The sequence below is a fragment of the Streptomyces sp. NPDC050164 genome, from assembly GCF_044459945.1.
Taxonomy (GTDB): domain Bacteria; phylum Actinomycetota; class Actinomycetes; order Streptomycetales; family Streptomycetaceae; genus Streptomyces; species Streptomyces coeruleorubidus_A.
The window spans coordinates 32,897-58,950 of record NZ_JBITJK010000051.1 but is presented as its reverse complement, the minus strand read 5'-3'; the positions used below and the strand labels follow the sequence as shown (position 1 = coordinate 58,950).

At 69.6% G+C, this 26,054-nt stretch carries 21 protein-coding genes and 1 pseudogene; 15 read left to right on the top strand and 7 right to left on the bottom strand.

Translation table 11 applies throughout. From position 1 onward, the window contains the following. Positions 1-229: 229 nt before the first annotated feature. Positions 230-1,006 carry an EcsC family protein gene (locus tag ACIBNA_RS40340; RefSeq protein WP_399170277.1) on the top strand — a complete coding sequence of 259 codons (777 nt, stop codon included), beginning with the start codon at positions 230-232 and terminating at the stop codon, positions 1,004-1,006. A 53-nt stretch (positions 1,007-1,059) separates the two neighbouring features. Here ACIBNA_RS40340 and ACIBNA_RS40335 read toward each other — a convergent pair whose 3' ends face one another. Both ACIBNA_RS40335 and ACIBNA_RS40330 read right to left on the bottom strand, forming a co-directional pair. Continuing rightward, positions 1,060-1,245, bottom strand: coding sequence for a DUF397 domain-containing protein (locus ACIBNA_RS40335; RefSeq protein ID WP_399170276.1), 186 nt, complete (start codon positions 1,243-1,245; stop codon positions 1,060-1,062). After that, positions 1,242-2,105: a Scr1 family TA system antitoxin-like transcriptional regulator gene (locus tag ACIBNA_RS40330; RefSeq protein ID WP_399170275.1), complete on the bottom strand. Its 864-nt coding sequence runs from the start codon at positions 2,103-2,105 to the stop codon at positions 1,242-1,244. Before ACIBNA_RS40330 ends, ACIBNA_RS40335 begins: the two co-directional genes overlap by 4 nt. Positions 2,106-2,345: 240 nt before the next feature. Between ACIBNA_RS40330 and ACIBNA_RS40325 the strand changes: the two genes are divergently transcribed. Together ACIBNA_RS40325 and ACIBNA_RS40320 are read left to right on the top strand one after the other, a co-directional pair. Then, complete coding sequence (locus tag ACIBNA_RS40325; RefSeq protein WP_399170274.1) at positions 2,346-3,413, top strand: PASTA domain-containing protein; 1,068 nt, start codon at positions 2,346-2,348, stop codon at positions 3,411-3,413. Between the two features lie 454 nt (positions 3,414-3,867). Continuing rightward, positions 3,868-6,690: pseudogene (locus tag ACIBNA_RS40320) on the top strand (AAA family ATPase); the annotation flags it as partial. On the opposite strand, the gene ACIBNA_RS40315 reads toward ACIBNA_RS40320, so the two are convergent. Next, positions 6,668-6,994, bottom strand: a complete 327-nt coding sequence (locus ACIBNA_RS40315) for an NIPSNAP family protein (RefSeq protein WP_399170280.1) — start codon at positions 6,992-6,994, stop codon at positions 6,668-6,670. The pseudogene ACIBNA_RS40320 and the gene ACIBNA_RS40315 overlap by 23 nt on opposite strands. Positions 6,995-7,333: 339 nt before the next feature. On the opposite strand from ACIBNA_RS40315, the gene ACIBNA_RS40310 reads away from it, so the two are divergent. Further along, complete coding sequence (locus ACIBNA_RS40310; RefSeq protein ID WP_399170273.1) at positions 7,334-7,765, top strand: ATP-binding protein; 432 nt, start codon at positions 7,334-7,336, stop codon at positions 7,763-7,765. 178 nt (positions 7,766-7,943) lie between these two features. Beyond that, a complete protein-coding gene (locus tag ACIBNA_RS40305; protein ID WP_399170272.1) occupies positions 7,944-8,579 on the top strand; it encodes a hypothetical protein in 636 nt (211 codons plus the stop codon). Between the two features lie 507 nt (positions 8,580-9,086). Here the strand turns inward: ACIBNA_RS40305 and ACIBNA_RS40300 are convergent. After that, positions 9,087-9,659, bottom strand: a complete 573-nt coding sequence (locus ACIBNA_RS40300; protein WP_399170270.1) for a tellurium resistance protein — start codon at positions 9,657-9,659, stop codon at positions 9,087-9,089. A gap of 314 nt (positions 9,660-9,973) precedes the next feature. Between ACIBNA_RS40300 and ACIBNA_RS40295 the strand changes: the two genes are divergently transcribed. The 5 genes from ACIBNA_RS40295 to ACIBNA_RS40275 all read left to right on the top strand — a co-directional run bounded on the left by ACIBNA_RS40295 (position 9,974) and on the right by ACIBNA_RS40275 (position 14,681). Beyond that, complete coding sequence (locus ACIBNA_RS40295; protein WP_399170268.1) at positions 9,974-11,443, top strand: hypothetical protein; 1,470 nt, start codon at positions 9,974-9,976, stop codon at positions 11,441-11,443. A gap of 38 nt (positions 11,444-11,481) precedes the next feature. Then, positions 11,482-11,934, top strand: coding sequence for a hypothetical protein (locus ACIBNA_RS40290; protein WP_399170267.1), 453 nt, complete (start codon positions 11,482-11,484; stop codon positions 11,932-11,934). Positions 11,935-11,971: 37 nt separating this feature from the next. After that, positions 11,972-12,637 carry a VWA domain-containing protein gene (locus ACIBNA_RS40285; RefSeq protein WP_399170266.1) on the top strand — a complete coding sequence of 222 codons (666 nt, stop codon included), beginning with the start codon at positions 11,972-11,974 and terminating at the stop codon, positions 12,635-12,637. A 293-nt stretch (positions 12,638-12,930) separates the two neighbouring features. After that, complete coding sequence (locus tag ACIBNA_RS40280; protein ID WP_399170265.1) at positions 12,931-13,731, top strand: protein phosphatase 2C domain-containing protein; 801 nt, start codon at positions 12,931-12,933, stop codon at positions 13,729-13,731. Then, entirely contained in the window at positions 13,728-14,681 is a 954-nt protein-coding gene (locus tag ACIBNA_RS40275) for a hypothetical protein (protein ID WP_399170264.1), read from the top strand. Before ACIBNA_RS40280 ends, ACIBNA_RS40275 begins: the two co-directional genes overlap by 4 nt. 45 nt (positions 14,682-14,726) lie before the next feature. On the opposite strand, the gene ACIBNA_RS40270 is transcribed toward ACIBNA_RS40275, so the two are convergent. Together ACIBNA_RS40270 and ACIBNA_RS40265 are read right to left on the bottom strand one after the other, a co-directional pair. Continuing rightward, the gene (locus ACIBNA_RS40270; RefSeq protein WP_399170263.1) at positions 14,727-15,227 is read right to left on the bottom strand and encodes a hypothetical protein; all 501 of its coding nucleotides are present in this window, start codon (positions 15,225-15,227) and stop codon (positions 14,727-14,729) included. Between the two features lie 48 nt (positions 15,228-15,275). Then, positions 15,276-15,674 carry a hypothetical protein gene (locus ACIBNA_RS40265; RefSeq protein WP_399170262.1) on the bottom strand — a complete coding sequence of 133 codons (399 nt, stop codon included), beginning with the start codon at positions 15,672-15,674 and terminating at the stop codon, positions 15,276-15,278. Positions 15,675-15,999: 325 nt separating this feature from the next. Between ACIBNA_RS40265 and ACIBNA_RS40260 the strand changes: the two genes are divergently transcribed. From ACIBNA_RS40260 to ACIBNA_RS40240, 5 genes are all read left to right on the top strand, one after another. Further along, entirely contained in the window at positions 16,000-18,459 is a 2,460-nt protein-coding gene (locus ACIBNA_RS40260) for an AAA family ATPase (RefSeq protein WP_399170261.1), read from the top strand. Further along, a complete protein-coding gene (locus tag ACIBNA_RS40255) occupies positions 18,456-18,863 on the top strand; it encodes a hypothetical protein (RefSeq protein WP_399170260.1) in 408 nt (135 codons plus the stop codon). The genes ACIBNA_RS40260 and ACIBNA_RS40255 overlap by 4 nt, the downstream gene beginning before the upstream one ends. Before the next feature lie 100 nt (positions 18,864-18,963). Then, positions 18,964-20,799: a DUF4357 domain-containing protein gene (locus tag ACIBNA_RS40250; RefSeq protein ID WP_399170258.1), complete on the top strand. Its 1,836-nt coding sequence runs from the start codon at positions 18,964-18,966 to the stop codon at positions 20,797-20,799. Beyond that, positions 20,796-22,007 carry an McrC family protein gene (locus ACIBNA_RS40245; protein ID WP_399170257.1) on the top strand — a complete coding sequence of 404 codons (1,212 nt, stop codon included), beginning with the start codon at positions 20,796-20,798 and terminating at the stop codon, positions 22,005-22,007. The genes ACIBNA_RS40250 and ACIBNA_RS40245 overlap by 4 nt, the downstream gene beginning before the upstream one ends. A 39-nt stretch (positions 22,008-22,046) precedes the next feature. Further along, positions 22,047-24,176 carry a UvrD-helicase domain-containing protein gene (locus ACIBNA_RS40240; protein WP_399170256.1) on the top strand — a complete coding sequence of 710 codons (2,130 nt, stop codon included), beginning with the start codon at positions 22,047-22,049 and terminating at the stop codon, positions 24,174-24,176. A 31-nt stretch (positions 24,177-24,207) separates the two neighbouring features. Here the strand turns inward: ACIBNA_RS40240 and ACIBNA_RS40235 are convergent, their stop codons facing one another. After that, positions 24,208-25,866 carry an N-6 DNA methylase gene (locus tag ACIBNA_RS40235; protein WP_399170254.1) on the bottom strand — a complete coding sequence of 553 codons (1,659 nt, stop codon included), beginning with the start codon at positions 25,864-25,866 and terminating at the stop codon, positions 24,208-24,210. Positions 25,867-26,054 lie beyond the last annotated feature (188 nt).

Here is a 26,054-nt window from a genome sequence, read left to right as displayed (position 1 = left end):
AGGACCCTCGACAAGTCCCATCGTTGCAGGTCAGGAGCACTCTCCGCTTATTTGATCAAGGCATGGACGAGCACGTTCATGAAAGCGCGAGGCTAAGGGCGCTCAGAAGGTCGGCGCCGGGGCTCGCGGAGCCGCCGACGCCCTGCCGGACTGGAGCGGCACTGCCGTTCAGTCCCTGCGGAAGACGGTGGGGCGGGTCTCGCGAGCAGGACTGTCCCCCAAGCGAGTAGTGGCACTCCACAAGAAGCGCGGGCACGAGGTCGAGTCGCTCTCCGACCTGCGCCGCCTCGACCTTGAGCAGGTCGACGCTGTCCGTGGGCGGAAGGCGAGCTGGTACTACCCGGCTGCCGCGGCGCTCTCGGGAGCCGGTGCGGGACTGGTGATCTCCGGAGGAGAGCTCGTCCTCGCCGCCTCCGCCGGCGCCGCGGCAGCACCTTCGGGAGGCGCGATCGCGGGAGCTTTCGCCGCCGACACCGCTGCCGTCCTCGGACTCGCATCCCGCGCCGTCGGCCATGTCTCGCTGTCCTACGGCTACGACCCTGAAGAGCCTGCCGAAAAACTCTTCGTGATGTCTGTCGTCAACGTCGGGACAGCAAGTTCGGCCACCGCCAAAAATGCCGCGATGGCCGACATCTCGCGGCTCACCCAGGCGCTCTTCCGCGGCAAGGCGTGGGAAGTCCTCAGCGAGTCAGTCGTCACCAAGGTCTCCTCGCAGTTCGCGAAGGCGTTCGGCTTCCGTCTCACCAAGAAGGGCTTCGGCAAGGCGGTACCCGCATTCGGGATCGTGGTAGGGGGCACCCTCAACTGGACCACTCTGGAGGGGATCGTCGACGCCGCCGAGATGGCGTACCGGCGGCGGTTCCTGCTGGAGAAGTATCCGCATCTCGCTGACGCGGAGACCCCCGGACCGTTTCTCGACGACGACTTCGACGTGCCGGACGACGCCGACGAGGAGATCAGCGTGCTCGACGAGATCGTCGAGGCGGGCGGACCCGACCTCCACTGACCTCTTGCGTCCCGGCGGTGCGTGTCATCACGCGACCGCCGGGACGACGCGACTTAGGACCCCGACGCGAAGCCCACGAAGTACGCCCAGCCCTCACGCCCCACGGCGAACGGTCGTCGTGCCACGTCCTTGGAGTCTCGTACATGGACGGTCTGCTCCGTCACAGCGACCTCCACGCAGTCGTCGCCCGAGCTACCGCTGTAGCTTGACTTGAACCAGGCGAGTTCCGTCGTGTTCATGCCTCTCCTCGCAGTCGCTCCAGCAAGGCCCGGGAATCCTTAGGGTGCAGGGCCTGCGACCGCAGTGTGTCATAGCGCTGCTGGAGAACTCTCGCCTCTTTCGGGTCGCCAATCAGCCGGCCGCTCTCCTGGCCCTCCGAGTACGCGAGTCGACGCCCCTCCGGGGTCTCCAGCAGGCGCAGAGGCCCATCCATGCACGAGTGGTACTCGGCTTCCAGCGGCATGATTTGCAACGTCACGTTGCGCGGCGACGTGTGCTCCAGAACGTGGTTCAGTTGCTCGCGCCACACCTCAGCTCCGCCCAGCCTGCGCCGCAGGACAGCTTCCTCAACGATGAAGTGGAACGGAACAGTCGGACGTTCGTACAGCATCCGTTGTCGCTCCATCCTCGCCGCAACTTGGGCCTCCAACTGCTCGTCCGTCAGCAGCGGAATTCGGTTCTCAAAGAGTGCCCGTGCGTACCCCTCCGACTGCAACAACCCCGGCACCAACCGGCACTCATACGTACACAGGCTCACCGCCACCCGCTCCAGCCTCGCCCACCGCCGGAACCAAGCCGCCAGCCCCGCCTCCCCCCGCGTCAGAAACCGAGCCGAGTGCCGCAACGCGCCCGTGTTCCCCAGCACCTCCTCCGCCCGCTCGACGAACGACGCATCCGCCATCCGCCGCCCCAACTCCACCGACTCCACCGTGTGCTTGGAGAACCGCACCAGCTCCCCGAACTGCGCCCTGCTCAGCCCCGCGTGCTCACGCAGCGCCTGGACGACCGCCCCGAACGTCCGCAGGCTGTCCGACGGAGCCGGCTCCCGTTCCGCCTCGCAGGCCCCCGTCTCGCTGCCCACACCCGCGCCACCCGCCATGCGCACCCACCTCCGCTTGCCTCTGTACGTCGCCCGTCGGCCCCCACGATCGACAGAAGCCCAGCTTGACGGATCCGACGACGTACCGTCCACGGAATGTGCCCGTACGCTTACACACCGTACGGACTCGATCCCCCCGCATAACACCAGCGCAGCCACGGCAGTTGAACACTTGCGCCCCCTGACATGAGTCCGGGCCCCACCCGATCCGCACCGAACACCGGAGAACGAGAGAGCCCCGTGAACCCGTACAACACCACTCCACCGCCCCCGTCCCGGCCCTGGTGGAGGACCACCCCTGCTCTGCTCGGCCTCATGGCCCTCGTGGCCCTGCTCAGTGCGGTGAGCCTCCTGCTCGGCTTCCTCGTGATGATCGCCGCCATGGTGGCGGTGTGGATCCTGCCCGCATGGCGCTGGTACGCCAGACTCGGCGCCACGTTCGGCGCCTTCTTCCTGCTGCTGATCAGCGCGGGCATGAGCGGTCAGCTCGACGACAGCGGGGCGGACAAGCCCGATGCCAGCTCTGAGGAAGCGGAGGACGCGAGCACCGGAGCCACGTCGTCCCCCACCACCGCGAAGGCCCTCGAACTCACCAACTACACGGGCAAGGCGCTCGACGAGGCGGAGAAGGGGGCACGTGCGGCCGGATTCACGCCCGGTCATCATGACGCGTCCCCGGACGGCCGCCCGATCGTCCTCCGGTCGGCGTGGACGGTGTGCTTCCAGAAGGCCGACACCACCGCGAAGTCCGTCACCTTCGCCGCCGTACGGGACGGCGAGCCCTGCCCTACGAAGGACGGGCGCCCGCTCCCCTGGCCGACGATGCCGGAAGTCGTGGGCCACACCTACAACACGGCGGTCAAGGCGCTGGACCGGGCCGGCATCGACCTCGACAGCGTCACGCTCGACGACGTCTACCTCGACGTCGACGCGCCCACGGCCGAGGAGGCCGCCGAGGAAAGCGACGAGTGGCGGGTGTGCTTCCAACGCCCGGACGAGGGCAGTGATGTCACTTCCACCACCACGGTCCGCCTCGACCTGGGCCAGTGGACCGACGCCGACCTCGACCAGGAGTGCCCGTCGAAGAAGGACACGACGTACAAGATCCCCGCCAACGACCCCGACTTCAATGACAGTGACGACACCGGCACCACCGAGGACGAAGATTCGACCGGCGGCACCAACGTCGGCACCGTGCACCCCGGTTCCTTCTGCGACCGACCTGGCGCCACCGGCGTGACCGAGGCGGGAACCCCGATGGTCTGCGGCCCCGGCTCCGACGGGCGCAACCGCTGGCGCTCCTCTTAACCTGTTCCACCCCACCCGCTGCGCAACTCGCAGAGAATGAGCCCTGGGGAGTGCCGATAGGGACGGCTATCGCCCTAATCCACCACGCCTCACAGCCTGCTGCCGCTGCCGCTGCCGCCCGGAGACCCGATGCCTTCTTCTGAGGACGACACACGCAAGGTCCAAACAGCGGTCACCGGCCGGCCCGGATCGGACCAGCCCGTGTTCCTGCCGTTCGACCACGACGACTTCGACGGGATGGTGGAAGCCCCTCACTGCGCGCCTGCGTGGCCGGTTTACGCAGGTCTTATTGAAGCCGCCCATGTCGTCCCAAGATGATGTTCGCAGTTCCTCGTGCATCAACGGCCATGGACCCAACATGTGCAATGCGTGAGGGGACACAGGATGACGGACGGGGTGGGGGCGTGACAGTGCCGAGCGGGTACCGAGCCGGTCGACAGGGGGTCGGTGCAGTATGAGGCAACGCCTCCAAGTCGTGCTGCAGATCCTGCTGGCGCTGGTTGCCTGTCTGCTTGGCATCGTCACCAACTACGCCACCAGCAAGGACGACGCGCCCTGGGCGCTGGAGATGATCCAGCAGTGGTCCGTGCCAGCCATCGGGCTGCTGGTCGTCGCCATGGTGGTCGGCCAGGTCGTCGTGTACCGGCTGGAGAACCCGGCGCCCGCGCCGTCGGAGTGGCCGCGTGACCGGATTCCGTACCCGGGGCTGGACGCGTTCGGCGAGGACGAGGCGGCCGTCTACTTCGGCCGGGAGGCGCAGGCCGCCGAGCTGACACGTCGGCTGCACGCCTCCGCGACCCGTCCCGCCGACCGGTTCCTGATGCTGACGGGGGCGTCCGGCAGCGGCAAGTCGTCGCTCGTCCGGGCCGGGGTCATGCCCCGGCTGCGCCGACGCCGGTGGACGATCGTGCCCACGTTCTCACCGGGGCCGAACCCCCTGCACGCACTGGCCGCGTCCCTGGCGGTGGCCGGTGGCAGCAGGGAGACACCCGACGCGGTGCTGCGGCGGCTGCGGCAGGGCCCGGACAGCCTGGCGGCCGAGTTGTCGCGGTTGCGGGCCGGGCAGTTCCAGCGGGTGCTACTCGTCATCGACCAGTTCGAGGAGCTGGTCACCCTCGCGGGCGAGCGGGAACAAGCCCAGTTCCTGGAGACTCTGCACGCGTGTCTGCGGCAGGAGCCCTCCGTCCGTGTGCTGGCCACGTGTCGGGTGGATCTACTGGGGCGGCTGCTCGGGACCGGTCACGCGCCGTTCCTGCAGCATCCGGTCGCCATCGGCACGTTGAGCCGGGCGCAGCTCGTCCAGGTGGTGGAGCGGCCGGCCGCACTGGTGGGTATCTCGTTCGAGCCCGGTCTCGTCGAGACCATCGTGGACGACACCGGTACGGACGACGCGCTGCCCCTGCTCGCCTACCTCCTCCAGGAGCTGTACTTCGCCTGCGGCCCGGGCGGCACGGTCACCGGGGAGACGTACCGGCAGCTCGGAGGTGTGGCTGGAGCCCTGGCCCGCCAGGCGGACAACACGGTGGCCGCCCTTGGCGCTCCGGGCGGCATCGACTTTGCGCTGCGGGTGCTGCTGAAGTTCGTCACCGTCGAGGAACGGGACCTCGCCCGTCGTCCGGTGCGGATGTCCGAGCTGACCGACCAAGAGCGGCACGTGGCGGACGCGTTCATCGAGGCGCGCCTGATCCGGTCCTACGCCGCGGAGGGAACCGCGGGGAACACGGACGGCCACCGGGGCGCCTGCGCGGAGGTGACACACGAGGCGCTTTTCCGGCAGTGGGCGCCCCTAAGGCAGGAGGCGGAGGCGCGGGCGGAACGGCTGCGGGAGCGGGCCGAGCTGGAGCGGTGGGCCGCGGACTGGGAGCGGTCCGGACGCAGCGCGGACTACCTCCTCACCGGGGAACGCCTCGCCGTCGCCCAGCGGTGGCTGGCCGCGTTGGAGGAGGCCGGGCAGGCGTCGGCTCCCGCCCGTGCGCTCGTCGACGCCTCGCAGCGCCGGGACCTGGCCTTCCTCTCCCGTGTTTCCGACAGCATCGGCCGGCAGGTGCTCGCAAGCGCGGAGACCGAGCCGGAGCGGGCGTTGCTGCTCTCCCTGGCCGCGCTCGGCGAGTGCGCGCCGACCCCGGCCGCGCGGCGGGGACTGATGACGGCGCTGGCCGCGAGTCACCTGCGGACCCGGCTGGACGGGCACACGGACACAGTCCGGGACGTCGTCTGGTCCGCCGACGGGCGGCTGCTGGCGACCGCGTCCAGGGACGGGACGGCTCGCGTGTACGACGCGGAGACGGGGCGTTCGCTGCGGGTGCTGCCGTGCGACGGCGCCATGGTGGAGTCGGTGTCCTTCTCCCCCGACGCGAGCCGGCTGGCCACTGCCGGGCGCGACCAGGTCGTACGTGTCTGGGATGCCGTGTCCGGCGAACCGGTCCGGCAGCTCGCCGGAGCCGGGGACATCGGCCGACGGGTGGCGTGGTCGCCGGACGGGACGCTGATCGCCGCCACGTTCAGGGACCATGTGGCCCGGGTGTGGAAGGCCGACAGCGGCCGACTCGTGCACGAACTGCGCGGCCACACTGGCGACGTCTGGGGCGTGGCCTGGGCACCGGACGGTTCACGTCTGGCCACCGCGTCGCACGACCGGACGGTGATCGTCTGGGACGCGGCGACGGGAGCGGCCACGACGGCCCTGACCGGGCACACCGAGTTCGTCGAGGGCGTCGCGTGGTCGCCGGACGGAGAGTCGCTGGCCACCGGGTCCGGTGACCACACCGCCCGGATCTGGGACGCCCGCACGGGCGCGCTGCGGCTGCTGCTGCGCGGCCACGCGGACTACGTGTGGAACCCGGCCTTCTCGCCGGACGGTCGGCTGCTCGCCTCCCCGTCGTCCGACCGGACGGTGCGTGTCGTCAGCACCGAGGACGCGAAGGAGGTCGCGGTGCTGCGCGGCCACGCCGACACGGTGTGGGCCGTCACCTGGTCGCCGTCGGGCACACAGCTCGCCACCGCGTCGACGGACGGCACCGGCCGGGTGTGGGACCTCCGGCCGCGGGGAGCCGAGTCCGTTCTGGTCCAGGGGCACGACGGGCCGGTGAACCAGGCGGTGTGGTCCGGCGACGGGACCCGCCTCGCCACCGCCTCGGACGACGGGACGGTGCGGATCTGGAGCGCGGACTCCGGCGCGTCCGCCGGGCCGGTGACGGCGCCGGGCGAGCGGGTGTGGAGTGTGGCGTGGTCGCCGCACGGCGACCGTCTCGCCCTCAGCACCGCGGACGGCCTGGTGCGCGTGGTGGACGGCTCTGGCGGCACGGCGTTCGACCTGCGCGGTGGTAGTCGTCCGGGTCGAGACCCATCGCCTCGCGCTCGGGGGACGCCCAGTACAGCGCGTTGCGCTCCGCGAAGGTCTCCGGTCCCTCGTAGGAGATCAGCCAGACGAACTGGTTGCGCTCCCGGTCCGCCCAGGCACCGCCGATCTCGAAGCCCAGCTTCAGCCGCAGCGGCACGATGTCATTGCGCCACCGCTCCACCCACTCGTCGAGCAGCCCGTCGCGGACGGTGTACGTACGCAACTGCGTGGTCCTGGGCATCTCGCGTGCTCCCCTGTCGAGTCGAAGCAACCAGCACACCGCCCGACGCCCCGCCCCGGCACGCCGGACGACCGGCCCGAACGGCCGGTCCAACCGTACGCCACGCGGCACATGCCCGGCTCTGCCATCGGCAACCAACAGGCCGGAGTCGCGCGTTGCTCCGACGGGCGGAGGCTTCTCCCAATCGGTCCGCCGCAGCTGTCACTTGTTGCTGCCGTCCTTCCGCACTCGGAGTGAACACCCGACTCGCGTACCACGCACAGTAAGCATCCGTACGTTGACTCAACGTACGAGCGGCACTTCTGGCGCGCGCTCCTGACGGTCAGCGAGGCTGACCCCATGAACGTGAGCACGCCCCACACCCCCACCACCGCCAGGACGTTCGCCCAGCACCTGTCGTCCACACGTCGAGGCGCACGTCTCGCCCGCGTGCTCGCGGCGGCGGAGTTCCGCGCCTGGGAGGTGTCACCGTCCGTGGCCGAGCGCGCGGAGCACATCGTGGCCGAGCTGGCTGCCAACGCGGCGCTGCATGGCCGGGTCCAGGGCCGGGACTTCCGCCTGGCCCTGGACGTCGACGCGGCCACCGGCACGCTCCGGATCGAGGTGAGCGACGTGCGCGGCGACCGGCAACCGTCGCCCGCGGCCATACCAGAGGAGGAGGCTGAGTCGGGCCGCGGCCTGCTCCTCGTGGAAGCCCTCGCCGACCGCTGGGGGACGGAGCCGTATCCACCGAGCGGCAATACTGCCTGGGCGGAGGTTTCTCACCAGTGATCGTGTGACTTGTCGCCGCGTCTCGTGAAGTTCACCTCGCGTGCCGTGCGGAGCGTGCAGAAGTGGGCACCAAGCCTTCGCCACGAAGGCTCGACGCCGGCACCGTGCTCCGCGATGGCCTCTCGGACGCCTCTGGTGAGCCGTCGACACGGGGCGTACCCATCCTCATCATGGGGCCGTGACCATCGATGACGACGTCGCCAAGCTTGCGAACCACGTGCGGACCACCCTGGGCGAGGGGCCCTTTCTCCGCGCAGGCGGCTGGCACCACATGGGTGCGGTGATCTGTGACGCCGTCCTCCAGCAGGCCAGGCACTACGAGCGCTGGGTACGGCCGCGCGTCAAGGAACTGCAGTCGGCTTGGCCGGACGCGCACACGGTGACTCGTTTTCGTGCGCGTGCGGCCGAAGGCGAGCTCAGCGCAGTACTGCGAACGACCAACCGGAGGAAGCTCGCCGCCATCGTCGCGATCACAGACCTTCTCGCCGCGAGCGGGGTGGAGACCCGCGACGAACTCAGGGCATGGCTGAAGGAGGACACCAGCCGCTCCGCACTCCTCGCCGTGCACGGAGTCGGCGCCAAGACGGTCGACTATCTGGGCTCTCTGGTCGGAGGATCCCATGTGGCGGTGGACGTGCATCTGCGCGCGTTCGCTCGGCAGGCGGGTGTCGGAGCGACCACCTATCACGGGCTTCGCCGGGTCTACGAAGAGGCCGCCGACCGTCTCGGGCACGATCGCGGAGGGCTGGAGCATGTGGTGTGGAGCCACATGTCCGTCAACGGCGGCGCTCAGCGGCCGGCACCCTCTCCGTAGAACACCAAGGGCGGCCTCGACACCCCTTGAGCGCTTCGTAGCCGAGGGCGTCGAGCCGCCACCTCCGGCCGCACGCCCAGGGCATCAGGCCATCCGGCGATCTCGACCGGCCTCCCCAGCATCACACCGTCCCAGTCCGTCTCCTCCGTGAGACCACGTCGGTCGAGGAGCACGCCCCAGATGCTGCCCCGTTGGCGTCGACGAGGCGCGAGACTGCCCGCACCGCCACTTCCTGTTCGGTGCGCGACATCCCGTCGAGCCCGAACTCGACGACCAGCCCTGCATCGGCAGCGGCAGCGGCAGCGGCTCCGGACCTGCTCCATCGTCTCCAACCCGGGCAACTGCTACCAGGCGGTGCAGTACTGCCCGAACGGTGACCACGGAGCCACGACCACGACCGCGGGCGGCACTCGGATCACGTGCGCGTACAGGTCGAACGACTGGAGCTGGTCCTACTGCTGACGGACGTCAGGGCAAGGCCGCCAGCCGGCTCCCGACGGCACCCGCCTACAAGGGTGGCTTGGTGCCCGGTACCCAGTCGAAGCCGAAGCCGTAAGCGCGGTCGATGAGTTGCTGGTTGGACAGGAACGGCTCGGCGGTGAACCAGCGGACCTCACGCTGCAGCTCCAGGGCGACCCCGCCCCGCCCCGGTGTGATCAGGGCGATGGCGCAGGACGTGGATCCGGCCGGGGAGTCGTCCAGGTGGATGCGCCATGTGCCGTCGGGCGCGCTGACGGTGACGACGCCTCCCAGCGTGCGGAAGTCGGCTGCGCCCTCGTAGAGGTACACGTAGGCGAGCAGCTTGGTGAACTGGTGCCGCTGCTCGAGGCTGATGCGGAGGGTTTCGCCGTCCGAGGTCTCGCCGGTCCGGTCGTCCTGGTCGAGACTGACGTAGGGCCAGGCGTCGAGGTCACCGAACTGTGCGCCGAGAGGTTGCACCGCGGTGCCCAGTCCGTCGCGGGTCAGCACCAGGCACCCAAGGTCGAGGTCGGCCTCCCCCGTGACCGACCAGTTGAGGTTCATCTGGAGAACGCCCCGACCCGTGATCGCGGCGCGAGGCGTCTGCTTGGTGAGTTCCACGGGACGTGCCGGTGACCTTCGCTGTGCCCGCGTCCCCGCGTCGGCGACTCCCCTTCCGGTCAGGTCGATGACCGTCCGCCGCCTGCCGTCACCGCTCAACGCATGCCCCTATACCTCAGCAACCTACGCAACTGTTTTACGCCACGCCGTCCATGCCATGTGATCGTCGTCTATTATTGCCCGATCAGTGAAGGAGATGTGAAGGTTCCTGTCACTTCGTTCATGCGGCAGGGGTACGTGAGGCGCGCCGTCGCCCTGTTCCCGCCGCGCTCGGATCTGCACAAAGTCCCGGCTTCACCGGGCAAGGGTGGGGAATGTTCACGGGGACACATCTCGACAAAGGGGTGACGGCACGTCACCTCGAGGACGCGGCGCAGGATCCTGTGCTCGCCCCACGCGCGGAAGAACTGCGCGCACTGGCACAGGCACTCGACTCCACCGACGTGGAAGCCCTCGACGCCTGGGCCGATCTCGACCTGATGACCCACTTCGCCCGGTCCGAGAGCATCGCCGAACCGGTGGACGCCCGTCGGGGCGAACAGCTCGACTCGGTGCTGGACTGGGTGCTGGGAGCGTTGGTCTTCCTGCCCTTGCTCTTCACCTGGTTCGGCCTGTGGCAGGCATCGAGTGCCTACGGGGCGCTCACCGGGGACGACCCCAAGGCCGCAGGCCGTCCGTTCCTGCAGCTGTGGCAGTCCGGATTCGACGGACACCTGAGCGAGACGTACCGCTTCGGTCACGTCGCCGTCGGCGGGTGCCTTGCCCTGCTGATGCTGTTCTTTCTCACGGCCGTCCACGGATACCGGCGTACCAGCGCCGAACGACGCGAGGAGCAGGCCCGCGGGCGTGCCGGAGCGGCTCTGGCCCGCCTGGTCCCCATCCTCACTCGCGCCCAGCTCTCACTCAACGAGCACCGGTTCGCCTCACCTCAGCGTTTCGCCGCTGAGCTCAACTCGGCGGCCGGACGGCTACAGCGGATGCACACCAAGGCCATCACCACGCAGGAGGCGCTCAGTCGAGCCGCAGAGATGGTGAGCGAGGCCGCGGACAAGGCGGAGCGGCGTCTCGCCCAGGCGGAGGCGTACATACGCCCCATCGAGCAGGTCGTGCTGCGCATCGAGGAGACCGTCCGCGACAGCGGTACGGCCCTTCAGGCGGCCGTCCAGGGACTGGACGACCCGCTGACGCAGGCGGGCCGCCAGCTGGCCGACGCGGTCAGCGGACAGACCCGCGTCCTGGACAAGGCAGTTGAGGACCTGAGGACGGCCGGCGACAGCATGCGCGACGTCCTGTCCCGTGCGGCGGACCGGCTGGAGACGGCAGTAGGCGACAACGGTGAGCGCGTACGAGGCGCGCTGTCGGACGCTGCGCGGCAAGTCGAGGACTCGCTGACCGTACTGGCCGCCTCGCAGCGCGGGTTCACCACCGGCATCGAGGTCGTGGCGGACGTCAACGGCCGCCTGCTCAACGACCTCGGTTCGGTGGCCGATCGAACCGGTGAGGCAGCCGAGGCGTCGCGGGAGGCTCTGCTCGGCATGGAGGCGCGCAGCCGCGCCGTGCAGGAGGCGACGGACCGCTTCGTCACGGTCACCGAAGCCCTGGAACGGGCACTCCGCGATACGGAGGCCGCACGCAACGAGGCCGAGGACGCCCGGATCGAGGCAGAAGCAGCTCGCAGCGAGGCGGAGACGGCGCGTGCGGGTGCCGAGGCGGCCCAACGGCGCGCGGAGAGCGATCTGCGGCAGGCCGAGAAGCTGCGGACCGGGATCGGACCGGCTCGGTGAGCCCTCTGAAGAGGCGTTTCCGGTTCACACCGCTTCACTTGGCCGGTTGGCTCTTCGCCGACATGCTGCTCGTGCTCGCCCTGGTGTCCATGGGAGACCGCGGTGACCCTCTCGCCGCGCGGTCAGAGGCCGAGCCCTCCAAGTCGGCGGTGGTCACGCCGTCACCGGAACCGAGTCGGACGCCGACCGGACCGCGGTCGGTGGCGCGCAAGCCGGTGAAGGTCCGTCTGACCGCAGCGGTCGGCGACAGCACACGGATGGTGAAACAGCTCCGTGCCGCAACCACCCGTTACCAAGGACGCGAAGCAGCCTTCGTCCTGACCTTCGGCCAGGCACCGGAGCCCGGCGACGGCCAGGCATACGCGCGGGACGTCAACAAGGCCCTGCGGAAGGCGCGGCCGGACATATTCACCGGCGCGACGACGCGGGACTTCTGGAACGGCGGCCCCTCGGGCTCGGCCGATCTGGAGATCTACTTCTACACCCGTTGACGGTTACGCCGTCTCATCAGCCCAGGAGAAACAGCCCATGCAGCTCCTCCCCTTCTACATGGTGTGCGACGAGTCCGGCTCCATGGCCGGCGGTGGCGTGGACGCCATCAACGCGGCGTTGCCCGACCTGCACCAGGAGATCAGCACCAATCCGAGTGTCGCGGACAAGACGCGCTTCGCGCTCATCGGCTTCTCCACCCAGGCCTCCGTGCTGCAGCCCCTCGCCGACCTGAGCGAGCTGACGCAGCTGCCGTCCCTGTCTGCGGGCGGTGTCACCTCCTTCGGTGCCGCCTTCCGACTGCTCAAGGACACCATCGAGAAGGACGTCGCGGGGCTGAAGGGCGAGGGTCACGACGTCTACCGGCCCGTGGTGTTCTTCCTCTCCGACGGCATCCCCACGGATGAGGGCTGGCGCACCGCGCTCAGCGAGCTGAACGCCTTCCGCTACGCGCCGAAGATCATCGCGTTCGGCATCAGCGACGCCGACGCCGCGACGATCACCGAGGTGGCCAACTTCAAGGCGTTCATCCAGCAGAACGACTCCATCTCGCCGGCCGTCGCATTGCGCGAGTTCGCCTCAAGCCTCACCCGGTCCATCGTCAGCTCGGCGACCAGCATGGCCGCCCAGGGCGGAGACGGGTTCCAGCTCCAGGTGGACGAGCAGGTGCCCGGGTTCACCAGCCTTTCCCTGGACAAGCTGTGAGCGGCCCGATGCCGTACGGAGAAGCGCCCAAGCCTCACGAGGATGTGCCGGGTCGCGACGGACGCGCCCACCGTGACGACCTCGACGAGCACTTGGCGGGTCTGCCCACCGGCATCGTCCAGGACACGCGCACGCTCGGGACTGCCGGTCCCACGCCGCAGCCCCCGCTTCCGACGGCGGAGCGCCTCGATCCGGCTCCAGCGGAGCCCGGAGACGTTCCGTCGCGCGGGGCGCCGGCGCACGTCGGCCAACGGCCTCCCAGCTACCCGCCGCACCCGCTGCAATGTCCGTCCGTGCGGGACGGCGACCAGTTCGCGGCCCTCACCCCGGCCGTGCTGCTGGACGGGGCCCAGGTCGGACGGCTGACCGTACGGGCGGCGTCCATCCGTGGTGACTCCCACAACTGGGAGGGAAGCTGCCGCCAGGACTCCATGACGGTGACCCGCGTCGGTCCGCCCGAGGCCGAACTGCTGTTGCTGGCGGTCGCCGACGGGGTGGGCTCGGCGACGCACTCGCACGAAGGCTCGTACCACGTCACTCGCCAGGCGGCTCTCCATCTGGACCGGGAGGCGGAGAACATCCATGCGGCGCTGATTGCCCGGGACGAGGGTGAGCTTCGCGCGATCGCCAACAAGGCGATTGCCGGCGCGGTCAGCGAACTGCGCATCGGGCAGGAACACGCCACCACCCTGCACGTCCTGCTGGTGCCGACCGACGCCCGCATCCGCGAGCGTCTCGTCTGCAGCGTAGGTGACGGCGGGCTGTTCGTCTTGCTGGACGGGCAATGGCACCAGGCCGATCAGGTGGACGACGGAAGTCTCCTGGACACCCGCACCGAGGCCCTCCCGCACGCCTACCGAAGCGTCAAGGCCAAGCTGCTGTACAGCGAACCGGGCCAGGTTCTCCTCCTGGGCACCGACGGCATCACCAACCCGCTCGCCCAGAGGGATCCTGAGTTCGCTCAGCACCTCGCGCACGCGTGGGGCGGGCCGCAAGCACCGTCGCTGTCCGACTTCCTGTGGCAGGCGCAGACGCGGGCCAAGTCCTACGACGACGACCGGACCGTCATCTGTATGTGGGAAGGAACGGAATGAGCGCTGAGGACGGAGCCGACGTCGCACGGTCGTCGCTCGCCCTGGGAGCACGGGTCGGCAGCGGCGGCCAGGGTGATGTTCACGCGGTCACGGGCGGCCCACTCCTGTTCAAGGAGTACAAGGAGCCGTACAAGGTCAACGGCACCGCCCTCGCCGACCTGGTCGCCTTGCGACAGGGCCTCGGCCAGGCGGACAGAAGCCGCCTCGACGCCCTTGCCGCCTGGCCCTTGTGCCGTGTGGTCGAGGGCGGCCGGACGCTCGGTTTCCTCATGAGACGCGCCCCCGCCCACATGACATGGCGGACCTCTGCGGGGGCGACGAAGCTGGTCGAACTGCAGTATCTGATCCGGCCGCCGAAGGCGGCCTGGCAGGACGTCGTTCAGCCAGGCCCGGAGCAGCGCAGGGCTCTCGCCCTGGCCTGCGTCGAGGCCATTGGCTGGTTCCACGACGCCGGACTCGTGATCGGTGACATCTCACAGGCCAACGTCCTGTGGTCCCTCTCGCCCGAGCCCGCCGTCCACTTCCTCGACTGTGACGGTTTCCGCCGCGTGGGGCACGCGGCGGTCCAGGCCCAGGCCGCCACACCGGACTGGAACGATCCGCTCGCGCCCTCCACCGACGCGACGGTGGACACGGACGCCTACAAGACCGCCCTGGTGGCGGGGCGCATCGTCGCCCAGCGGCCGTACGTCCTTCCGGGCCAGGACCTGCAGCCCGTTCCCGGCTGCCTCAACGACCGTCAGACCGACGGGGTGCGGAGGCTCTTCGCACAGGCCGCGGGCGAGCGCGGTACCCGGCCTCGACCCAGCGAGTGGCAGGCCGCACTCGGCGATCGTGGCGTCATCACGCTCACCGCGGCCACACCTCGGGTTCGGCCTCCCATCGACCACACGGTCCTGGACGGAGCGCGTGACAGGACACCGATCAGGCTGCGGGGACCCGTGCAATAGAAGGGGCGGCGGATTCCTGCCTGGCGCGGGAGCCGCTGTCCCGGGTCAGGCCGACGCCGTTTCCCAGCGATAGGCCCCGGCGGATTCGTCGTACGGACGAAGCAGCGACTCAAGTTCGGCACGCACCAGGTTGGCGTCCGCCGGCGGCAGTGCCAGCGACGCCCGCCGCATGCGGACACTCCACGTCGCCGGGTCCGGGAAGACCGACAGCCGGGGCACCCGGTCACGCAGGACCAGCCCTTCGCGGAAGGGCGCCAGGCCGGACACCTCGAGGCGGCAGCCCTCCGTGAAGGAGCGGTCGCCGAAGACGACCGGCTCTTCCAGGGCCCATACGGGACTGGCGACCGAGGCCCGGGCGATCACGCGGCCCAGGTCGCGGGTGGGGTTCCGGAAGCAGCCGCGCGTCGTGTACAGGAAGACCTCGTCACCCTCCTCCAGCGTCCGCGCCGCCTTGGCCCGCCCGGGCGGGAAAGCCATCCGCTGCTCGGTCACCACCCAGCTCAGGGCGGCACGGTCTCCGATGATCAAAAGGTGCGCGGACGACATGCCGGTCACCTTACCGGGGCACCGGGCAGCCGACCGCCGTCCTGCCGGTCAGAGGCCCGCCCGCTCCAGCAGCACCGGAAGCGCCTGCGGCTTCACCGTCTGCACCGACCGCACCTGCCCGAGCCCCAGTGCGTCCCGGCCCACGGGGGCGCGGTACAGCGCCTGCGTCGCCGCGGTGAGCAGGGTCGCGCCGACCAGGTAGGAGACGTCGGGCTCCTCCGGGTCGCCCCAGGGCTCTTTGTCGACTTCGGCCACCGCGGCGACCGCCGACTCCGGGTGCGTGAAGAAGAACCAGAGGCGGTCGCCCATCCTCATGCGGTTACGGCGGCTGAGCCAGAGCTCGAGTGCGGGCTCCTCCTCCGCAAGCCGGAGCATCGTCTCCATGTCGGACGGCTCCCCGTCCAGCGTGTCCTTGTTCGGGTTGAGGATGTAGATCCAGTCCGCCACTGCTCCCCCTCGGTCGGCACCCGCAACCGCCACGGGAGCCCGCGTGCACGTCATGTGCTACCCGCAGCGATTTCACACCACATGGTGCCAAGTCACTCCGACATCCGCAGCATCCCCCCTGCACGGGGCGTTGCGGCCGCACGGGCACGCATCAGCGGCCGATTCGGTTCGAGCGACCACCTTACGTACACGTTTTCAAGCACGGTGATTACCAGTTAGCTTGTTGACATCGTTCACAGAGTCAGGTCATTGTTGGTGCAGCAACACACCGTCCCATCAGCCCCAAGCACACCCTCAATCAGCACTGGCGTAGAAGGAGCAGCACGTGATCCACCATCGACAGACCTCTGCCGACTCGGCCGCCGACCGCCCGATCTCGGTGAGAGAGCTTCTCCTCGCCCGGCTCGACGGCTCGGGTCTTACCCCGCAGGCACAGTCCCAGCTGCGCGAACTGCTGCCCGCCGAGCAGGCCGGGAGCAGCAAAGGCCGGGCCGGGCCGGTGCAGCTGCGGTCCATCACGGCCGTCGGTTGGCGTGGCATCGGCCCGCGTACCACGCTCGAACTGCCGCCCGGCCCGGGCCTGGTCGTCGTCGCCGGGCCCAATGGCTCCGGAAAGTCGAGCTTCGCCGAGGCGGCGGAGACGGCCCTGACCGGACGCAACTCCCGGTGGGAGAAGCGCCGGGCCGGTGACTGGAAGCAGGGGTGGCGCAACCTGCACAGCCCCGCCGTGGTGCCCGAGGTGTCCGTCGAACTGAGCGTCGGCGAGCACGGTGAACCCGTCACCGTGCGCCGGACGTGGCACGGAGCCAAGGTGGACGATGCGCGCACGCACGCCGAGGGGCCCGACGGCTCGGAGCGGAAGCTGGACGAGATCGTCGACGCCGACGCGCTCGACCTCGCCCGGCCCTTCCTGCCGTACAGCGAACTCGGTTCGATGATCAACGGCACGCTCTCCGACCTGCACGACGCCTTCTTCAAGCTCCTCGGTCTGGAGCTGCTGGCCGAGCTCGACGGACGCGTCAAGGACGCGGTGAGCGAGTGCGAGCAGGCCGACAAGCACGAGAAGCAGCGCACGGAACAACTGCGCGGCGAACTGGCCGAGCTGGACGATCCGAGGGCCAGGGACGCGGTGGAGGCGCTGTCCGGCAGTCGGCCGGACACGGACAGGGTGCGGGCACTGCTCGCGAGCCGGTCCCCGGCGGCCGAGGCGGAACTGGCGGGGCTGCGACGACAGGCGGGCCTCACCGGTCCCGATCTGCGCGAGGTCTCCGGTGCTGTCACGCGGCTGCGTGAGGCGGCGGCCGGCGCGGAGGACGCCCGGCACGGCAACGCGGAGAACGCCCGACGGCTGGCGATGCTGCTGGAGGCGGCTCTGGACCACCGGAGGCGGTCCCAGTCCCCGGACTGCCCGGTGTGTGGCAACGCCGGGCAACTCGACCAGGCATGGGCCGAGCGGGCGCGGGCCGAGGTGGAGCGGCTGCAGCAAGAGGCCGTCGAGGCGGAGACCGCTCTGCAGGAGGTCACCAAGGCCCGTCAGGCACTCCATGACGTGATCGACCCGGTCCCGGCGTGGCTGCAGACGCACGACTCGCCGCTCGCCGAGCTCTGGCGGCAGTGGGCGCAGTGCCGCAGCATCACCGACGCCACGGAGCTGGCCGGCCGGGCCGAGCGAGCCGCCGTCGCCCTGGACGAGGCGTGCAGGCAGGTGCGGGAGGACTCGGTCCGTCGGCTGGCGGAACAAGACGGCGAGTGGCAGCCGATGGCCGTGCGGCTCACCGACTGGCTGGCCGTGGCGGAAGCGGCCGAGGTCGCCCGCGCCCGTCGCCTCCACGTGAACAAGGCCCGCGCCTGGCTGCGGACGGTCATCAACGAGCTGCGGGACGAGCGGCTGCGTCCCTTCGCCGAACGCTCGCAGGAGGTGTGGCAGCAGCTGTGCGAGCATAGCAGCGTCACGCTGGGCTCCGTCACCCTGGCCGGCACTCCCGGTCGGGGCAGGGTGGAACTGGGCGTCACCGTCGATGAAATGACCGCACCCGCGTACAGCGTGATGAGCCAGGGCGAGCTGCACTCACTGGCGCTGTCGCTGTTCCTGCCGCGCGCCACGCATGAAGCCAGCCCGTTCGGCTTCCTGGTGATCGACGACCCCGTACAGTCCATGGACCCGGAGAAGGTCGAGGGACTGGCCCGCGTGCTCGACACCGTGGCGAAGGACCGCCAAGTGATCGTCTTCACCCACGACACCCGGCTTCAGCAGGCGATCGACCACCTCGGTATCCGGGCCACGGTGCTGCGGGTCACCCGTCAGACCGACTCCGTGATGTCCGTCGAGACGGTGACCGACCCGGTGGACCAGGCACTCTCGGAGGCGCGGGCCATCTCTCTCGACCCTTGGGTGCCTCAGGACGTGGCCGACCGGGTGCTGCCGGCCATGTGCAGGGGTGCAATCGAGGTCGCCTGTCTGATGACGGCGCGCCGCCGCCTCCGCGACGAGCACGGTTTGTCGCTGCCCGAGGTGGAGAAGCGCATCGCGTGCCTGGAACGCACCAAGGAGTACGCGGCCCTCGCGCTGTTGGGCCACGGGAAGCGGAACGCCCAGAGCGCCGTTGAGCGGATTCGGGAGGGCGGCTGGAAGCTGATCGAGTCGTTCAACTCCGGTACGCACTCGGCCCTGCCCACGGTCGACGACCGCAAGGCACTGGTGTCCCGCACCCACGCTTTGGCGACGGCCATCCTCCGTTCCGGCACTGGCGCACAGACCCCGGTAAATGGCGGAGGTCCGCGATGACGGCCGTCCCGGAAAGGCTGGTCGCCGACGCCGACCGATTGCTGCTGCCTCCTGCGGGGGCCGTACCGAGCCTGGCTCCCGGCCTGCGGGCCCGCGCCGCCGCAGTTCTGCTGCGCATGGCCCTGGAGCAGGCACTCGACACGTACTGGCGGCAGGTCACCCCCCGGATGACCCGGGTCGGCAAACACCGCATGCTGTGCTTGGAGTGGTACGCGGGACGTGACACCGCGCGCCGGTGCCGCACGACGTGGGCGGCGCTCAGCGCGGTCTGTCACTACCGCACGTACGAACTGCCGCCCGCGCCGACCGAGATCCAGGTCCGGCTGGAAGAAGTCACCGCGCTGCTGGCCGTCCTGGATGCCAGGTCGGCAGCGGCACCGGCGGGCCGCCGCGCGGAAACATGACCGACGGTTCGGCCTTTCCCCGATGCAAGCGCCGGGGCCGACCGACTGACGCATAGGGTCCTGGAACGACGGTTCAGGCCCCCACGGACGAGGAGTAGGTGTGACCGAGGAGTACGAGCCCCTCACCGGGAAGGTGCAGTACCCGGAGTTCCGGCTGCGACTGCCTGGCGGCGGCCCTGAAGCACGGGGGCGGCTCCTCGTGGAGAAGGGCACCAACGGCAGTCAGAAGTTCGTCGTCCTGGCCGGATCGCCCGGCCGGACGGAGGTCGTGCCCTCGTTTCCGCATCGCATGCCGTCGTCATACCGGCTCCGTCAGCGACTGATCGCCGAAGGCACCCTGGTCGAGTCTACCCACTGGGCCGGCTGGCTGGAGACGACGCAGGACGTCGAGTGCAACTCGCCATCGGCGGCGGCCGAGATCCTGGTCGGGCGCAGCGCCAACGGGTGGACCGAGTGGAAGTCCGCCGACGGGCATCCGCTCGCCGACTATCTCGACCAGGTCTGGTGGGGACGCAGCAGGGCCTGGCTGGTGCGGGGATCCAACGTCGCTGGTCTCGACCTGGTGCAGCAGCTGTGGCTGCCCGAAGGGCTGGTCTCCCTCTCGGCCCGTCATCTACGCAAGGGCATCGAGCAGGGCGTCAGCAAGGACAGGCTGCGCACGGCCGTCGACGAGGACTACGCGTCCACCGCGACGTACAACCAGAAGATGCAGCTGGTCGAGGACATCCACGCGTTCCTCTCCCGCATGCGGCCCGGCGACACGATGTGCACGATCTCCGGTGGGCGACTCCACGTCGGTGAGATCTCAGGCCCCGCGCAACAGGTCGATTCCGAGGACGAACGGTCCAATCTGCGCCGCCCGGTGGACTGGGCGGCGCAAGGACATCCTTACGACGAGCTGCCCGAGGAACTGCAACAGCGGCTCTCGGCTCAGCACGACGTGGTCGACCTCACCGTCGTCAAGGACCTCATCGACGGTCTCGGACTGAGCGACCAGGACCTGATCGACGAGGCCGAGGCTACCGACCGCGATCCCAGCATCGAGATCCCGGCCCTCGCGGCCCGCCGCGAGCTTGAGCTGCCCCGGCCGACGGCGGAGCTGGCCTCCGACCTGCTCGTGCACGACCTGGCGTGGCTGGAGGAGGCGTGCGACCTACTGTGGGACGAACGCCAGTTGGTGCTCTACGGTCCGCCCGGCACCGGCAAAACCTATCTCGCCCTGAAGCTCGCCGAGTTCCTGGGCGGCGGCCCCGAGCAGGTCAAGCTGGTGCAGTTCCATCCCTCCTACTCCTACGAGGACTTCTTCGAGGGCTTCCGGCCGCAGGAGGACCCGGAGACCCGCGAGGTGGCCTTCCGGCTCACCGCAGGCCCGTTGCGGGAGCTGGCCGATCTCGCGTCCCGTGAGGGCAACCGGCACATCCCGCACTTCCTGATCATCGACGAGATCAACCGGGCCAACCTGGCGAAGGTCTTCGGCGAGCTCTACTTCCTGCTGGAGTACCGCAACAAGTCGGTGCGGCTGACGTACTCCGGTGACGACTTCGCGCTGCCACCCAATCTGTTCGTGATCGGGACGATGAACACCGCCGACCGGTCCATCGCCCTCGTGGACGCGGCGATGCGGCGGCGGTTCGCGTTCGTCGAGCTGTCGCCGCGCACTGAGCCCACCAGCGGGCTGCTGCGGCGCTGGCTTGGGCGGGAGGGCAAGGACACCGAGCCGGCCGATCTGCTCGACGCCCTCAACTCGAGGATCGACGACCCGGATTTCCGTATCGGCCCGTCCTACCTCATGAAGAAGGGTACGTACCGGGACGGCGGCCTGGAGCGGACCTGGCGGACGAAGATCCTTCCGCTGCTGGAGGAGCACCACTACGGCGAGAGCGTAGACGTCGAGAAGCGGTACGGGCTCGCGGCGCTGCGGGAGTCTCTGGGATGACGCGGGTCGTCGAACTCGTCGAGCATGCGCCGGCGGTGAGCGTCGCGCTGCCCGACGAGGTGGGGCGGGCGGTCGCCGCCCTGCGGATTGCGGACGCCGTTCCGGACACGTACTCCCCCGGGCGCTGGTCACTGCAGGCGGGGAGCAAGGTCGGAGCCGTCACCGTCGCCGTGCCGGGAGGTGGCGATCCGTTCACGCTCCGGATCGTGCCCAAGGTGCCGATCGGCCGTCTCTTCTTCCTGCTCGGCTACAGCCTCGACCCTGCTGGGGCCTGGCGGGACGGCGAGGTGGACGTGGCCGAGCACGAGGATCTGCTGCCGGCGCTCGCTCACGCAGTCGAGCGGCAGGTGGACCGGGCGTTGCGGCAGGGGCTGTTGCAGGGCTACCGGGTAACCGAGGAGACGTCGCTGGTCGTGCGAGGGCGTGTCCGGGAGGCCGAGCAGATACGGCGCCGCTTCGGAGCGGCACTGCCGGTCGAGGTGACGTACGACGAGTTCACGACGGACATGGCGGAGAACCGGATTCTCCGGGCGGCCGTCGAGCGCCTGTTGCGGCTGCCGGGTGTGCCACAGGACGTGCGACGGAGGCTGCTGCACCAGCGTGCCCGGCTGGCGGATGTCACGGTACTCGTGCGCGGTCGTTCCCTCCCCGAATGGCGTCCGAGCCGGCTCAACGCCCGCTACCACCAAGCCCTGCATCTCGCGCGGGCCGTCCTGGAGGACGCCTCGCCGGAGCACGGGCCGGGCGGTCTGCGGGTCGAGGGGTTTCTGTTCGACATGAACAAGCTGTTCGAGGACTTCGTGACGATCGCACTGAGGGAGGCCCTGCGCGGCTCCGGGCACCTCGCACGGTTCCAGGACGCCCATCACCTCGACGAGGCGGACACCATCCGCATGAAGCCCGACTTCGTCCTGTACGGCCCGGACAGCACGCCGTGTGCGGTGGCCGACGCCAAGTACAAGGCGGAGAAACCCAGTGGGTTTCCAGAGGCCGACCTGTACCAGATGCTCGCCTATTGCACGGCTCTCGGACTACACGACGGACACTTGGTGTACGCGAAGGGCAACGCGGGTCACGCCTCCCATCGAGTGCGGCATGCGGGCATCGTCCTTCACCAACACGCCCTGGACCTCGACCAGAATCCGGCGGGGCTGCTCGCGGACGTCGCGGAGGTGGCCGCCCGGATGGTGAGCGGTCCCCGCGTATGATCGGCGGGCAGTGACCGTCCAGGGTGGGGAGGGCACGTCGTGCCACAACTGGCGTTCGCCAACAGTTTCTGGGAGAGCTACGACCTCCTGGAGAAACCCGTGCGGGCCGGCGTGCGCAAGGCGATGCAGAAGTTCCAGCAGCTCAGCGTTCCCGAGTTGCAGGCGGACAAGGGTTTGCATCTGGAGTCCGTCGAAAAGGCCCGAGATCCGCGGATGCGCACCATCCGCATCAACGACTTCTGGCGCGGAGTCGTCCTGGCGCCGGACGACGGCAGCGATGTGTTTCTGCTCGTCAACGTCGTCCGGCACGACGACGCCTACACCTGGGCCGCCAAACGGCTGTACACAACGAACTCCGCGACGCGGGCGCTCGAAGTCCGCAACGTGGTGGCGATCGAACAGCTGACGCCACAGCTGGAGAAGGCCGCCGCGGTGGCGCCTTCGTTGCTGTTCGCGCGATACTCGGACACCGTGCTGCGTGAGCTGGGGCTCGACGACCAGGTGCTCCGGGCGGTCCGCACCATCATCGACAAGCCGCAACTTGAGGCTTTCGGAACGCTGCTGCCGGAGGACCAGTTCGAGGTGCTGCAGTACCTCGCCGAGGGGTTCAGCCCGGAGGACGTCTACCGCGATGTCGTTGCCGTGCGCCGGCCGGTGGCGTCCACTCCCGATCCGGACGAGAGCCTCGCGGTCGCGATCGCCAATACCACGAACCGGATCACGCTGGTCACCGGTCCGGAGGAACTCGCCGACATCCTGGAGAAGCCGCTCGCGGCCTGGCGGGTCTTCCTGCACCCCTCGCAGCGTCGGGTGGCCTACCGGGTGTCCTACAGCGGTCCGGTGCAGGTCACCGGAGGCCCCGGGACAGGAAAGACGGTCGCCGCCCTGCACCGGGTCAAGCATCTGCTCGGCCGCTCCGCGGACAGCCGGATCCTGCTCACGACGTACACCAACGCACTCGCGGCGGCCCTGCGGGAGAATCTGTCGCTGCTCCTGGACGGCGACGAGGAGCTGCTGGAGCGGGTAGATGTGACCACGGTCAACGCCTACGCTCACGGCGTCGTGGCGCGTCTCGACGGCAAGGCCCCCTCGCCCGTCGGCGACCGCGAGGAGCGTCAGGTGTGGCAGCGGGTGGTCAAGAAGCTCGGGTTGCCGTGGACCGAGCAGTTCCTCGCCCAGGAGTACCGGCACGTCGTCCTGGCACAGGATCTGCGTGCGTTGGACGACTATCTCGCGGCTTCGCGGCGCGGGCGGGGCAGCGCGCTGTCCGCCGGCAGACGGCACCAGTTGTGGCCGGCGGTCGAGCTGTTCGAGACGATGCTGCGTGAACGGAAGGGGACGACGTATCTGAAGGTGTGTGCCCGGGCGGCCGAGTTGCTGGCGGCGTCGTCAGCCACACATGACCATGTGGTGGTGGACGAGGCGCAGGATCTGCATCCCGCGCAGTGGCGGGTGCTGCGGGGCGCGGTGGCTCCGGGCAGCGACGACCTGTTCATCACGGGCGATCCCCACCAGCGCATCTACGACTCGAAGGTCTCACTCGGTTCGCTGGGTATCGCGGTGACCGGGCGCACTCACCGGCTGCGGCTCAACTACCGCAGCACGGAGGAGATCCTGACCTGGTCGACCGGCCTACTGAGTCAGGTGACGGTGGAGGATCTGGGCGGCCACGGCAGCGACACGCTGGCCGGCTACCGCTCGCTGCTGCACGGCCGCATACCGCAGGTGGCCGGGTACGGATCGGAACAGGAGGAGGTCGCGGCGCTCGTCGCACGTGTCCAGGACTGGATCGCACAGGGCATCCGTCCGTCGGAGATCGGAGTGTGCGCCCGGTTCAACGTCCTGCTCGACAAGGCGTACGACAAGCTGAGAGCGGCCGGGGTGCCCGTGGCCCGGGTCAGGGACAACCCGGGGGCGGATGCGGACGGCGTCCGGCTGGCCACGATGCACGCGATGAAAGGGCTGGAGTTCCGCTGTGTCGCGGTGCTCGGTGTGACCGCCGGCGCAGTGCCGTTCCCCCGGGAGGTGACGCCGGCCGCCGTGGACGTTCTGCAACACGAATCCGACCTGCTGCGGGAGCGGTGCCTGCTGTTCGTGGCGTGTACGAGGGCCCGGGAGGCGCTCGCGGTGTCGTGGAGCGGGGCGGCCAGCCCTTTCCTGGTCTCGTGAGGCGCGGACGGCTCGGGGCGTCCGCGCCGCATTAGCCCCGGGGCCTCAGAGCGCCGTTGCTCAGTCCGTCCCGCGCCAGTGCGGCGATCTGACGGCTCAGCTCCGCGACCCTGCGCGAGCGCTCCTCGAACTCCCTGAGCGCGCGGAACGCGGATCCGTACCTGCGCTGGGCGTCGATGTCCATCTGAGGGATGCGGGCACCCTTGCTGTCGAGACGGAAGGTGCCGCTGGAGCTGGTGGAGCGTCGGCTGTTGGCGGTGCTGTGCAGGAAGCCCTGGAGGAAGTCGGTGTCGAGCTGGTCGCTGGTCGAGACCGGCTTCGGGTCCGCGAACTCGACCAGCCCCGCCCGGATCAGGTCGGCCACGCTGACGCTGGGCCCGTCCAGGGCACCGGTCGACTCGTTCGCGGCCAACGACGGCAGCAGTTCTGCCAGCCTGTGCACCTGCTCGGCCAGCTCCTGGCGCAGGCTCTCGTACTCGGCTCCGTAGTCGCGGTGCGACTCCTCCACGTAGCGGCCCGGTGTGAGATCCACGAGATCGTCCAGCAGGTCGATCTGGGCAACGTCGGTGGCCTGCTCAGGACTCGCCTCCAGGGGACCGTCCGGGGCGTTGGACGTCAGATCGACCATACGCACAGTGGTGGCCGCGTCGTCCGGTGTCCGTGGCCGGCGCAGATGCCACAGGTGCACGGGGAGGGCGTGGGCTGCTGCCGTCCCCGGCGGTAGAGCGGTGATCTGCGTCAGGACGCCGCGGCGGACGAGCTCGGCGCGAATGCGGCGGCCGGCTTTGCGGTAGGCGACCGAGGCGGGCATGACCATGATGACGCGACCGCCCGGTGCGGTGTGCGCGTAGGCGTGTTGCAGCCAGGCGAGTTCGCCCTCCGCCCGGGAAGGGGTGCCGAGCTCCCAACGGGGATCGAGGAGCAGGTCCTCCCGCCCCCAGTCGGTGTCACTGACCGGCGGATCGCAGACGACCAGGTCAGCTTTGACCTGCGGCCACTCGTCGGCACGCAAGGAGTCGCCCCGCTTGACGTCGATGTGGGTGTCTTCGGCGAGATCGGCCCTCTGTTGCGCGAATCGCGCACTGCGGGCGTCCACTTCCTGACCGTAGCGCCTGATGCCCGGTGCTGCGCCGAGGGCGAGGAGAAGGGTGCCGATCCCACAGGCAGGATCGAACACCACCGTGTTGGCCGACGTCTCGCCGACGAAATGTTGGACGGCGCGGACCACTCGGGATGAGGTCACCTGGTCCGATCCCGCACGCCGCACGGACTCCGTGAACCGCTCGGCGAGGTCGTTCACCACCTCTGCGGGGGAACGTTCCTCCGCCAGATGCCGAGCCATGCCGACCGCCTGCTCCGGCAGCGCGGCCGGCTTCTCGCCCCGTGGTGCGGCGAGCGCCTGGGCGACGTCTGCGAGTCCGCCGAGGATGTCGTCGCCGTAGGCCCCGCGCAGCACCTGCCAAAGATGCACCTCGTCGGTGACCTCCTGCCCCTTGCGCTGCCGGTCCAGCCAGGCCTGGACCTCGGCCAGGTCGAACAAAGGGCTGTTGGCCCCACCACTGGCCGGCGCGGGGAAGTCGTCGTACCGTCGCCTCCAATTCGACACGGCGGCACGGGTGACGCCCGCGATGCGGGCGATCTCGGAACCGGTTACCAACGGGTTCGTCGGAGTGGCCGGAGTCTGTGGCATATGGCTACCGTACACAGCTCAACGTCTGGCATCAATCATGATTGGCCGTTGACGACGTCAACGAGCCTGCAAATGGTCCGCAACCTCGGAACCGGCCTATCTGCCTTCTGCGGAGTGCGCTCTGAATTGAAGCACGCGCCCCGACAGTCACGAGTTGGCCTCCCATGCACAGGAAACGCCGCCGCTGT

Coding starts and splice junctions, on each gene's coding strand:
- ACIBNA_RS40335 (WP_399170276.1), bottom strand. CDS start 1,245: ATGAACACGACGGAACTCGCCTGGTTCAAGTCAAGCTACAGCGGTAGC.
- ACIBNA_RS40330 (WP_399170275.1), bottom strand. CDS start 2,105: ATGGCGGGTGGCGCGGGTGTGGGCAGCGAGACGGGGGCCTGCGAGGCG.
- ACIBNA_RS40315 (WP_399170280.1), bottom strand. CDS start 6,994: ATGCCCAGGACCACGCAGTTGCGTACGTACACCGTCCGCGACGGGCTG.
- ACIBNA_RS40310 (WP_399170273.1), top strand. CDS start 7,334: ATGAACGTGAGCACGCCCCACACCCCCACCACCGCCAGGACGTTCGCC.
- ACIBNA_RS40295 (WP_399170268.1), top strand. CDS start 9,974: ATGTTCACGGGGACACATCTCGACAAAGGGGTGACGGCACGTCACCTC.
- ACIBNA_RS40285 (WP_399170266.1), top strand. CDS start 11,972: ATGCAGCTCCTCCCCTTCTACATGGTGTGCGACGAGTCCGGCTCCATG.
- ACIBNA_RS40275 (WP_399170264.1), top strand. CDS start 13,728: ATGAGCGCTGAGGACGGAGCCGACGTCGCACGGTCGTCGCTCGCCCTG.
- ACIBNA_RS40270 (WP_399170263.1), bottom strand. CDS start 15,227: ATGTCGTCCGCGCACCTTTTGATCATCGGAGACCGTGCCGCCCTGAGC.
- ACIBNA_RS40255 (WP_399170260.1), top strand. CDS start 18,456: ATGACGGCCGTCCCGGAAAGGCTGGTCGCCGACGCCGACCGATTGCTG.
- ACIBNA_RS40245 (WP_399170257.1), top strand. CDS start 20,796: ATGACGCGGGTCGTCGAACTCGTCGAGCATGCGCCGGCGGTGAGCGTC.
- ACIBNA_RS40235 (WP_399170254.1), bottom strand. CDS start 25,866: ATGCCACAGACTCCGGCCACTCCGACGAACCCGTTGGTAACCGGTTCC.